The organism is Acidisphaera rubrifaciens HS-AP3, assembly GCF_000964365.1.
GTDB classification, from domain to species: domain Bacteria; phylum Pseudomonadota; class Alphaproteobacteria; order Acetobacterales; family Acetobacteraceae; genus Acidisphaera; species Acidisphaera rubrifaciens.
In genome coordinates this window covers 1-10,156 of the sequence record NZ_BANB01000323.1, presented here as the reverse complement: position 1 = coordinate 10,156, position 10,156 = coordinate 1, and the positions used below count along the sequence as shown (strand labels likewise).

General features: G+C 71.6%; 9 protein-coding genes. 8 read left to right on the top strand and 1 reads right to left on the bottom strand.

Going from position 1 to position 10,156, the window contains the following annotated elements:
- From B8460_RS10430 to B8460_RS10410, 5 genes are all read left to right on the top strand, one after another.
- Nucleotides 1-357, top strand: a 357-nt coding sequence (locus B8460_RS10430) for an OmpA family protein (RefSeq protein ID WP_048861537.1), incomplete at its 5' end; no start/stop codon positions are given.
- A 95-nt stretch (nt 358-452) separates the two neighbouring features.
- Nucleotides 453-1,670, top strand: a complete 1,218-nt coding sequence (locus tag B8460_RS10425; protein ID WP_048861536.1) for an LL-diaminopimelate aminotransferase — start codon at nt 453-455, stop codon at nt 1,668-1,670.
- Nucleotides 1,667-2,959 (top strand): homoserine dehydrogenase, encoded by a 1,293-nt coding sequence (locus B8460_RS10420; RefSeq protein WP_048861535.1) that lies wholly within the window; start codon nt 1,667-1,669, stop codon nt 2,957-2,959. Before B8460_RS10425 ends, B8460_RS10420 begins: the two co-directional genes overlap by 4 nt.
- A gap of 19 nt (nt 2,960-2,978) precedes the next feature.
- Complete coding sequence (gene glpX / locus B8460_RS10415; protein WP_048861538.1) at nt 2,979-3,971, top strand: class II fructose-bisphosphatase; 993 nt, start codon at nt 2,979-2,981, stop codon at nt 3,969-3,971.
- A gap of 35 nt (nt 3,972-4,006) precedes the next feature.
- Nucleotides 4,007-4,522, top strand: a complete 516-nt coding sequence (locus B8460_RS10410; protein ID WP_048861534.1) for a GFA family protein — start codon at nt 4,007-4,009, stop codon at nt 4,520-4,522.
- A 60-nt stretch (nt 4,523-4,582) separates the two neighbouring features.
- Here B8460_RS10410 and B8460_RS10405 read toward each other — a convergent pair whose 3' ends face one another.
- Nucleotides 4,583-6,739: a molybdopterin-dependent oxidoreductase gene (locus B8460_RS10405; protein WP_048861533.1), complete on the bottom strand. Its 2,157-nt coding sequence runs from the start codon at nt 6,737-6,739 to the stop codon at nt 4,583-4,585.
- 227 nt (nt 6,740-6,966) lie between these two features.
- Here B8460_RS10405 and B8460_RS10400 point away from each other — a divergent pair, with 227 nt between their 5' ends.
- The 3 genes from B8460_RS10400 (at nt 6,967) to B8460_RS10390 (ending at nt 10,117) form a co-directional block, all read left to right on the top strand.
- Nucleotides 6,967-7,851 carry a helix-turn-helix domain-containing protein gene (locus tag B8460_RS10400; protein WP_048861532.1) on the top strand — a complete coding sequence of 295 codons (885 nt, stop codon included), beginning with the start codon at nt 6,967-6,969 and terminating at the stop codon, nt 7,849-7,851.
- Between the two features lie 121 nt (nt 7,852-7,972).
- Nucleotides 7,973-9,178 (top strand): iron-containing alcohol dehydrogenase, encoded by a 1,206-nt coding sequence (locus B8460_RS10395; protein WP_048861531.1) that lies wholly within the window; start codon nt 7,973-7,975, stop codon nt 9,176-9,178.
- 21 nt (nt 9,179-9,199) lie between these two features.
- Complete coding sequence (locus tag B8460_RS10390) at nt 9,200-10,117, top strand: glutathione S-transferase family protein (protein ID WP_048861530.1); 918 nt, start codon at nt 9,200-9,202, stop codon at nt 10,115-10,117.
- Nucleotides 10,118-10,156: the final 39 nt, after the last annotated feature.

The following is a 10,156-nucleotide window of genomic DNA, read 5'->3' as shown; positions in this document are numbered from 1 at the left end:
GCGTCGCCCACGCCCGCCCCGCCGCCCAAGGCGCCGCCGAAGGTCGCGAAGGCGGCGCCGAAGCTCGGCGAGCCGATCGCCATCGCCTTCGCCCCCGGCTCGTCGGAGGTGCCGTCCGCCTATCGCGGCCCGCTGAAGGCGATCGCGGGCAAGCGCGGCACCTCGCAGGTGATCATCGTGGGTTACGGCGAGGCGGCGGGCACCGACACGCTGGCGCAGTCCTATGGGCTGCGCCTCGGCCTGTCGCGGGCACAGGCGATCGCGGCGGTGCTGGCCGCCGCCGGCGTGCCGGCCGCGTCGATGGAGGTCGAGGCCGAAGCCGCCGGTCGCGGCGCGGCGCTGCGTCTGATAAACTGACCGGCCGGCGGGCTGGCCGCCGGACCGACTGGCTCACGCAACCGGGGTGATCCCGCGGCGGTCGTCGTGACCCGCCGCCATGAACGAGCGTACCGATGCCCGAAGAGTTCCACCGCATCCGCCGCCTGCCTCCCTATGTGTTCGCCGAGGTGAACACCGCGAAGGCGCGCGCCCGCGCCCAGGGCGAGGACATCATCGACCTCGGCATGGGCAACCCGGACAGCGCGACGCCGCCGCATATCGTGGCGAAGCTGGTCGAGGCGGTAGCCGATCCACGCACGCACCGGTATTCGACGAGCAAGGGCATCCCCGGCCTGCGCCGCGCCCTCGCCAACTATTACCGCCGTCGTTTCGACGTCGATCTCGACCCGGAGACCGAGGTGATCTCCACCCTCGGGTCGAAGGAGGGGCTGGCCAACCTCGCCGCCGCGATCACAAGCCCGGGCGACACGATCCTGGTGCCGAACCCGTCGTACCCGATCCATCAGTTCGGCTTCATCATCGCGGGGGCCGCGGTGCGCAGCGTGCCGGCGAGCCCGGACGAGGAGATGCTGCGCGCGCTCGACCGCGCGGTGCGCCATTCGGTGCCGAAGCCCACGGCGCTGATCGTCAATTACCCGTCCAACCCGACGGCGGAGCTGGCGACGCTGGATTTCTACCGCGAGATCGTCGCCTTCGCCCGTCGCCACGACATCTGGGTGATGAGCGACCTCGCCTATGCCGAGATCTATTTCGGCGACGAGGTGCCGCCGTCGATCCTGCAGGTGCCGGGGGCCAAGGACATCGCGGTGGAGTTCACGTCGCTGTCCAAAACCTATTCGATGCCGGGATGGCGCGTCGGTTTCGCCGCCGGCAACCCGCGGCTGATTTCCGCGCTGGCGCGCATGAAGAGCTATCTGGACTACGGCGCGTTCACGCCGATCCAGGTCGCGGCGACGGCGGCGCTGAACGGGCCGCAGGACTGCGTGGCGGAGATGCGGGCGCTGTACAAGGAGCGCCGCGACGTGCTGCTGAAGGGGCTGGCGCAGGCGGGGTGGGACGTGCCGGTGCCGCAGGCGTCGATGTTCGCCTGGGCGCCGATCCCGCCGCGTTTCGCCGACATGGGCAGCGTCGCGTTTTCCAAGCTGCTGCTGGCGCGCGCGCGCGTCGCGGTGGCGCCCGGCATCGGCTTCGGCGAATACGGCGACGGGCATGTGCGCATCGCGCTGGTGGAGAACACGCACCGGCTGCGTCAGGCGGTGCGGAGCATCCGCGGCTTCCTCGCGCAGGATAATGCGGGGCCCGCCGAGCCCGTGCTGTCGGCCGCCGGATGAGCGCGCCCCTCAAGGTTGGAATCGCCGGCCTCGGCACGGTCGGCGCGGGCGTGCTGCGCGTGCTGCGCGACAATGCCGACCTGATTGCCGCGCGCGCCGGCCGGCCGATCGTGCCGGTGGCGGTCGCCGCCCGCGACCGCACGCGCGAGCGCGGCGTACCGTTGACGGGTCTGCGCTGGCATGACGACCCGGTGGCGCTGGCCGCCGACCCGGATGTCGATGCGGTGGCGGAGCTGATCGGCGGCGCCGAGGGGCCGGCACGCGCGCTGGTGGAGGCGTCGATCGGCGCCGGCCGCCCGGTGGTGACGGCGAACAAGGCGCTGATCGCGATCCACGGCGCCGCCATCGCGGCGGCGGCCGAGGCGCGGGGCGTGACCCTCGCGTTCGAGGCGGCGGTGGCGGGCGGCATCCCGGTGATCAAGACGCTGCGCGAGGGGCTGGCCGCCAACCGCATCGGCCGCATCGCCGGCATCCTCAACGGCACCTGCAACTACATCCTGACGGTGATGCGCGAGCAGGGGCGCGGCTTCGACGAGGTGCTGGCGGACGCGCAGGCGCTGGGCTACGCCGAGGCTGATCCGTCGTTCGACATCGACGGCGTCGACGCGGCGCACAAGCTCGCCATCCTCGCGGCGCTGGCATTCGGCCGGCCGGTCGATTTCAGCGCGCTGCATGTCGAGGGCATCCGGCAGGTGAGCGCCATCGACATCGCCTTTGCCCGCGAACTCGGCCTGCGCATCAAGCTGCTGGGCATCGCGAGCCGCGGGCCGCGCGGGATCGAGGCGCGGGTGCATCCCTGCATGGTGCCGGAGGCGTCGCCGATCGCGCGGGTGGACGGCGTGTTCAACGCCGTGGTGATCGAGGGCGATTTCGTCGGGCGCGTGATGCTGGAGGGGCGCGGCGCGGGGGCGGGGCCGACCGCGTCCGCCGTGGTCGCCGACCTGATCGACATCGCGCGCGACCGGCGCACGCCTGTCTGGGGTGCTGCCGCGTCGGCGCTGGAGGCGGCGCCGTCGGTGCCGATGGCGGCGCATACGGGACCGTATTACCTGCGGCTGATGGTGCTGGACCGGCCCGGCGTGATCGCCGACGTGACGGCGATCCTGCGCGATCAGGGCGTGTCGCTCGAATCGATGCTGCAACGCGGCCGCAGCCCCGGCGAGGCGGTGCCGGTGGTGCTGACGACGCACGAGACGGGCGAGGCGGCGATGCAGTCCGCGCTGTCGCGCATCGCGGCACTGCCGACGGTGGTGGAGCCGCCGGCGATGATACGCATTGAACCCGGCTGAAAAACCAGGAGTGGAACGCATGTCCGGCGGGATGACCGAACGCGGCGAGGTGTCCGACCGGAACCTGGCGCTCGAACTCGTGCGCGTGACGGAGGCGGCGGCGCTGGCCGCGTCGCGCTGGATGGGGCGCGGCCGCAAAAACGAGGCCGACGGCGCGGCGGTCGAGGCGATGCGCCGCGCGTTCGACTACATCCCGATCGACGGCACCGTGGTGATCGGCGAGGGCGAGATGGACGAGGCGCCGATGCTGTATATCGGCGAGCGCGTCGGCATCGGCGGGCCGCGCATGGACATCGCCGTCGATCCGCTGGAGGGCACGACGCTGACCGCCAAGGGCGGGCCGAACGCGCTCGCGGTCCTCGCGCTGGCCGAGGCGGGCAATTTCCTGCACGCGCCCGACATCTACATGGACAAGATCGCGGTGGGCGGCGGGCTGCCGGACGGCGTCGTCGATATCGACGCGCCGGTGGGCGAGAACCTGCGCAACCTCGCGCGGGCGCGCGGCCGCGACGTGAGCGACCTCGTGCTGTGCACGCTGGAGCGTCCCCGCCACGCGGAGATGGTCGCCCATGCGCGCGAGGCCGGGGCGCGCATCATGCTGATCTCCGACGGCGACGTGGCGGCGGCGATCGCGACGGGGCTGCCGGAATCGGGGGTGGACATCTTCGTGGGCATCGGCGGCGCGCCCGAGGGCGTGCTGGCGGCGGCGGCGCTGCGCTGTCTCGGCGGGCAGATGCAGGCGCGGCTGCAGTTCGAGAACGAGGAGCAGATCGCCCGGGCCCGCGCGATGTCCGAGGGCGATCCGGCGCGCAAGCTCGGTATCACCGACCTCGCCCGCGGGGACGTGATGTTCGCCGCGACCGGCGTGACCGGCGGCCCGATGCTGCGCGGCGTGCGCCGCTTTACCGCCGGCGCGGTCACGCATTCGATGGTGATGCGCAGCAAGAGCGGCACCGTCCGCTATGTCGAGGCGCACCACAATTTCAGCGTCAAGACGTGGGGCGTGGGGTAGGCGAGGCATCGCATCCGGGGTCCGCCGGGCGGGCGATGACGGTCATCGCCTGCGCGTGCGGCGAGGTCCGTCTGGAGGCCGGCGGACCGCCGATGATGACGGTGGTGTGTCATTGCACGAGCTGCCGCACCGCCGGACGGGCGTTCGACGCCCGATCGCCCGTGGCGCCTATCGTCGATGCCGCCGGGGGGACGGCGGTGGTGCTGTGGCGCAAGGACCGGCTGCGCTGCGTGGCCGGCGGCGCACGCCTGTCGGCGCATCGCCTGGCGCCCGACGCGCCGTCGCGGCGGATGGTCGCCGCGTGCTGTCAGACGCCGATGTTCGGTGACTTCACCAAGGGCTTCTGGGTGTCGGTCTATCGCGGCCGCGTCGCGGACGCGCCCGCGCCGTCGATGCGGGTGATGACGGAGGACGCGCCGGACGGCACCGTGTTCCCGGACGACGGCGTGCCGCGCTATCGCAGCCGCCCGGTGAGGTTTCTGTTCAACCTTCTCACGACCTGGGCAGCGCTCGGGTTTCGCAAACCCCGGCTGGCGGGCGTGCCGGACTGACCGTCTTTGGTGCGTCGCCGTAGGCACGCGCCGTGTCCAGCGCCGGACGCCCCCGCAGCGTCACGCCGGGACCGCGCTGTGTACGGTCGCGCCGGCAGCCGGGGTCGCAGCCACTTTCGCGACCTCGATGCGGGTGTCGGAGAAGGTCGGGTTGTGGCCGTAATCGCCATAGGCCGGGGAGTTGATGGCGTTGACCGTGCGGCCGGTGCGGGTCGCGCCGGGCCAGTAGCCCATGGGTGCCGCGATGACGCCAGCCATCGCCGCCTCCGTCACCTCGGCCACCGCCTCGAACGCGCCGTGCTGGTTGAACACGCGCACCGTGTCGCCGGCCGCGACGCCGCGCGCGGCGGCGTCGGCGGGGTTGATGAAGACGCGCTGCGTGCCGGCGTGGTGCAGCTGCGTCGGCAGGTTGCCGTAGGACGAGTTGAGGAAGGCGTGGCTTTTCGGTGAGATCATGCCGAGCGGATAGTCCGCGGGCGCCGGCGGCGCCGCGTCGTCGACGTAGTTGGGCAGCGGGTCCAGCGCCTCGCCGGGCTGGCCTTCGGTGTAGCCCTGGCGGAACAGCGGCAGCACCATGTTGCCGAGCGCCGTCAACGAGGATTTGAACTCGCACTTGCCCGACGGCGTCGGGAAGTTGCCCTCGCGGTGCGGCACGTAGCTCTCCGGCGTGCCGACATTCAGCCGCGCGTAGCCGGTGCGCTGGAGCAGGTCGAGGTCGATCCCTTCCAGCACCGGGTTCGACCAGTCGAGCGCGTCCTGCATCATCTCCATGTCGGTGCGGTAGAAGAACAGATCGTCAAACCCCATGATGCGCGCGAGACGGCGGAAAAGCTCGGTGTTGGGCACCGCCTCGCCGAGCGGCTCGATCGCCGGCATGTTGAGGGTGAGGTAGAGATGCCCCCAGGAGAACATCACGTCCCATTGTTCGAGCTGCGTCGTCGCCGGCAGCACGATGTCCGCATAGCGGGCGGTGTCCGTGATGAAGTGTTCGCTGACGACGGTGAACAGATCCTCGCGCGCCAGGCCGCGCTCGATCTTCGCCTGTTCGGGGGCGACGACCATCGGGTTGGAGTTGAACACGAACAGGCTTTCGATCGGCGTCTTCAGCGGCATCTCGCCGGTCAGCGCCGGGCCGAGGCGCCATTGGTTGATGACCGGCGTGCCGGGCGGGATGAAGTCGGGGCGGCTGATCGCGTCCCATTTGACCGGAAACGCCCAGATCGGCATGTGCATGATGCCGCCGCCGCAATGGCGCCACGCGCCGACCAGCGCGGGCAGGCAGGACAGGGCGCGCACCGCGTTGCCGCCGTTGGCGTTGCGCTCGATCGCCACCCCCATGCGGATGACCGAGGGCTGCGTCGTGGCATACTCGCGCGCGAGGGTGCGGATATCCTCCGCCGATACGCCGGTGATCGCCGCCACGCGCTCCGGCGGGAAGCCGGCGACGCGTTCCTTCAGCTCGTCGTAGCCGATGGTGTGGTCGGCGACATAGGCGTGATCGACGAGGTCCTCGGCGATGATGACGTGCATCATGCCGAGGGCGAGGGCGCCGTCGGTGCCGGGGCGGATGCGGATGTGCCAGTCGGCCTGTTTGGCCGAGCGCGTCTCGAACGGGTCGATGACCACGATCTTCGCCCCGCGCGTCTGCGCCTCCTTGATGAAGGGCCAGTGGTGCAGGTTGGTGCTGATCGGGTTGATCGCCCAGAGGATGATGTAGCGCGAGTGGACGAAGCTCTCCGGGTCGATCGCGGCGGTGGGACCGCACGACATGAAGAAGGCGGTGATGGCGCCGGCATCGCAGAACGTCCGCTCCGACACGGTGGCGCCGAGGCGGTTGAAGAACGCGTCGCCGACACTGAGGCCGTTGAGCGTGCCCTCGGTCCCGAGATAGCTGTAGGGCAGGATCGCCGCCGGGCCGCTGCGTTCGATGATCGCCGTCCAGCGTGAGCGGATTTCGTCGAGCGCCGCGTCCCAGGTGATGCGCTCGAACCGTCCTTCGCCCTTCGCCCCGACGCGGCGGAGCGGATGCAGCACACGGTCGGGGCTGTAGACGCGGTTCTGGTAGTCGTTGACCTTCACGCACAGGCCGCCGCGGGTGAAGGGGTGGTCGGGATTGCCGCGCACCTCGACCGCCCGGCCGTCGCGCACGGTGGTGATCATCGCGCACGTGTCGGGGCAGTCATGGGGGCAGGCGCCGAAGACCTTGCGATCAGCCATGTCCGTCGCTCCGTGCTGCGTAAAGACGTGAGGTGGCAGGGTAGCAGCGGCGCGGGCGGCGGCGGCTTTCAGAATCTTGCTGTGCCGCGCGCCGAACGCGCCGCGCGGCGCGGTCTTTGTTGACACCGCCGGGAGCGCTTCCTCTACGCTTGCAAGGGAAACGAAATAGCCGATTGAATATAACGACGGAGCTTTCCCCAGCGTTGGCGCCCCCGCGCGGACACGGATTGGCGAAATACACGACCGGCACCCGTCTGGAGACGAGCGCCGGGCGCCCATGGCGTTCGCTGCTGGCGGAACGCTGGACGCATGCGGGCGGCGATCTGGGCGAGGTGCGGCCGCGCGATACCGAGATCGTGGTGCTGCTGGAGGGGCGGCTGCGCGTGCGACGGCGCGGCGACGGCCGGTTGCAGGACCATCAGGCGGCACCCGGCACGGTATGGCTGTGCCCCGCCGGCATCGCCGAGGACATGATCCGCCTCTACGGCCCGATCGTGGAGAGCATCCATCTGTATCTGCCGGCGCCGTCGCTCGGCACCACGCTGCTCGCCGATCTCGACATCGATCCCGCCCGCGTGCGGCTGCGCTACGAGGGCGGGTTCCGCGATCCGCTGATCGAGACGATCGGGCGCGCCGTATCGTCGGAACTGGCGGTGCCGCGCGATGCGGACGGGCTGCTGACGGACACGCTGTCCGCCGCCCTCGGCATCCATATCGCCCGGCGGTATGCGACGCTGCCGGGGGGCGGGCCGGCGCTGCCGTCGACGCGCGGCGCGCTGGACGCGCGGCGGCTGGCGCGGGTGCTGGCGTTTATCGACGCCCGGCTCGATCAGAAGCTGCGGCTGGAGGAGATCGCGCGCGAGGCCTGCCTCAGCCCGTTCCATCTCGCGCGGTCGTTCAAGGCGGCGACCGGCTGTCCGCTGCACCGCTATGTCGCCGACCGGCGGCTGGCGCGGGCGCGGGAGATGATCGGGCGCGGCGACCGGTCGCTCGCGGAGACGGCGCTGGCCTGCGGGTTCTCGTCGCAGGCGCATCTGTCGAGCAGCTTCCGCCGCGCGACCGGGATGACGCCGGGGGCGTTCCGCCGCCTGGGGACGGCGCGGCCCGCATAGGCGCCGCCGTTATCCCGTGGCGGGGGCGGCTGCGCGGGAAGCCGGGCTGGAAATGCGCTATGGAGGGCTGTCCCGGCGGCGGCGAACGACCGCGGGGCGCTGAACTGCGGGAGGAGGGCCCATGATCACCACGTTCTACATGCCGACGCGCATCGTCGCCGGCGCGGGCGCGCTCGCGACCGTGGGCATGCTGGCGCGCGAGCTGAAGATGACGCGCGTGCTGGTCGTCTCCGACCCCGTGATCTCCGCGCAGCCGTTCCACGCCGACGCGCTGGCGGCGCTGGCCGAGGCGGGGATGGCCGTCGCGCGCTTCGACGAATGCGGCATCGACGCCCGCTGTTCGCATATCGACGCGCAGGGCGAGCGGGTGCGGCGCGAGGGCATCGACGGCGTGGTGTGCATCGGCGGCGGCTCCGTGATGTGCACCGGCAAGGGCACCGCCATCGTGGCGACGAACCACAAGCCGATGCGCGACTGCACCGGAGTCGGCCGGTTCGACCGCCGGGCGCTGCCGATGATCATGGTGCCGACCACCGCCGGGTCGGGCTCCGAGGTCAGCCAGTGGACCATCGTCAAGGACGAGGAGCGGCATCTGAAGCTGCTGGGCGGCGGACCGCTGAGCTTCCCGGACGCCGCCATCCTGGACGCCGTCACGCTGCGGTCGCTGCCGATGCATGTCGCGGCGCTGCCGGCGGTCGATGCGCTGACGCACGGGGTGGAGGCGTATGTCAGCGCCATCGGCTCCGCGCTGACGGACGCGGTGGCGCTGGAGGCGGTGCGGCTGCAGTACCGCTCGCTGCGCGCGTCGATCAATTCCGACGACGAGCGGGCGCGGCAGGACAATCTTGTCGCGTCCTGCATGGCCAACGTCGCCTGCGGCAACGCGCGGCTCGGGCACGGGCATGCGCTGTCGCTGCCGATGGAGGGGCATCTCGATCTGCCGCACCCGATCGGCGTGGGCGTGCTGCTGCCGCAGGTGATCGCGTTCAACCTCGCGGTGCTGCCCGACAAGGTGCGCCCGCTCGCCGAGGCGCTGGAGGTCGATCCGGCCGGCCTGACGCGCGACGAGACGATCGCCGCCTGTGCCGCGAATATCCGCGCGCTGTATGCCGATATCGGCTTCCCCGACCGCTTCACGCCCGATCAGGTGCCGCCCGGGCGCGTGCGCGAGATGGCCGAGCGCGCGGTGCCGGGCCTGTATGCCGGCATCGCGGCGGCGACGTTCGATCACACGACGGTCGGGGACCGGACCGTCATCGCCTGTCCGTCGGCGCGCAAGATGACGGTGCGGCAGGCGCAGACGATGCTGGAGACGTGCCTGGCCTGAACAGGACCAAGGGAGGACACAATGGACCAGCTGATCCTGCATCACTACGATTTCTCGCCGTACAGCGAGGCGATCCGCCTCGCCTTCGGCCTCAAGGACCTCGACTGGCAGTCGGTGGAGACGCCGCCGATGGCGCCCAAGCCCGATCTGGTGCCGCTGACCGCCGGCTATCGCCGCGCGCCGGTGCTGCAGGTCGGCGCCGACGTGTACTGCGACACGCGCCTGATCCTGCGCGAGATCGAGCGGCGCCATCCGAAGCCGACGCTCTATCCGTGGGGCCAGATCGGCATGGCCTCGGCGGTCGGCGACTGGTGGAACCGGCTGACCTTCTTCCCCGGCGCGCAGCTTGCGACGAGCGTCATGGGCGATCAGATCCCGCCGGAGTTCATCGAGGAACGCAGGGCGCTGATGGGCCACGACTTCACGCGCGCGGCGTCGGTCGCGGCGTTGCCGGTGAACCGTCAGCGTCTGCATGCGGCGATCGCGTGGCTGGCCGAGATGCTGCACGGCCGCGCGTTTATCTTCGGCGACGCGCCGTCCGCGGCCGATCTGTCGACCTATCACATCCTGTGGTTCATCCGGCAGAACGGCGGCGCGGAGGCCGAGGCGATGCTGCCGCTCGCGCCGCTGCGCGACTGGACGGAGCGCGTCGCCGCGCTCGGCCACGGACGGCGCCACAAGATGGAGGCGCAGGCCGCGCTGGACATCGCGCGTCATGCGCATCCGGGGCCGGCGCGCGCCCCGGCCGACGGCGATCCCGGCGGGCTGAAGCACGGGCAGCGCGTCGCCGTCCGCGCCGACGATTACGCGCGCGACCCGGTGCACGGCATCCTGGTCGCGGCGGACGCCGAGACGGTGGTGATCCGCCACGAGGAGGCGCGCGTGGGCGTGGTGCACGTCCACTTCCCGCGCGTCGGCTACGACGTGGTGGCGGCCTGAGCGCGTCGGGCGGGCGGGCCGGGCGGGCCTGTCCCGCCC

What these genes read in the sequence shown, in the direction of transcription:
- B8460_RS10425 (WP_048861536.1), top strand. Translation starts at nt 453, where the DNA reads ATGCCCGAAGAGTTCCACCGCATCCGCCGCCTGCCTCCCTATGTGTTC.
- B8460_RS10420 (WP_048861535.1), top strand. Translation starts at nt 1,667, where the DNA reads ATGAGCGCGCCCCTCAAGGTTGGAATCGCCGGCCTCGGCACGGTCGGC.
- glpX (WP_048861538.1), top strand. Translation starts at nt 2,979, where the DNA reads ATGTCCGGCGGGATGACCGAACGCGGCGAGGTGTCCGACCGGAACCTG.
- B8460_RS10410 (WP_048861534.1), top strand. Translation starts at nt 4,007, where the DNA reads ATGACGGTCATCGCCTGCGCGTGCGGCGAGGTCCGTCTGGAGGCCGGC.
- B8460_RS10405 (WP_048861533.1), bottom strand. Translation starts at nt 6,739, where the DNA reads ATGGCTGATCGCAAGGTCTTCGGCGCCTGCCCCCATGACTGCCCCGAC.
- B8460_RS10395 (WP_048861531.1), top strand. Translation starts at nt 7,973, where the DNA reads ATGATCACCACGTTCTACATGCCGACGCGCATCGTCGCCGGCGCGGGC.
- B8460_RS10390 (WP_048861530.1), top strand. Translation starts at nt 9,200, where the DNA reads ATGGACCAGCTGATCCTGCATCACTACGATTTCTCGCCGTACAGCGAG.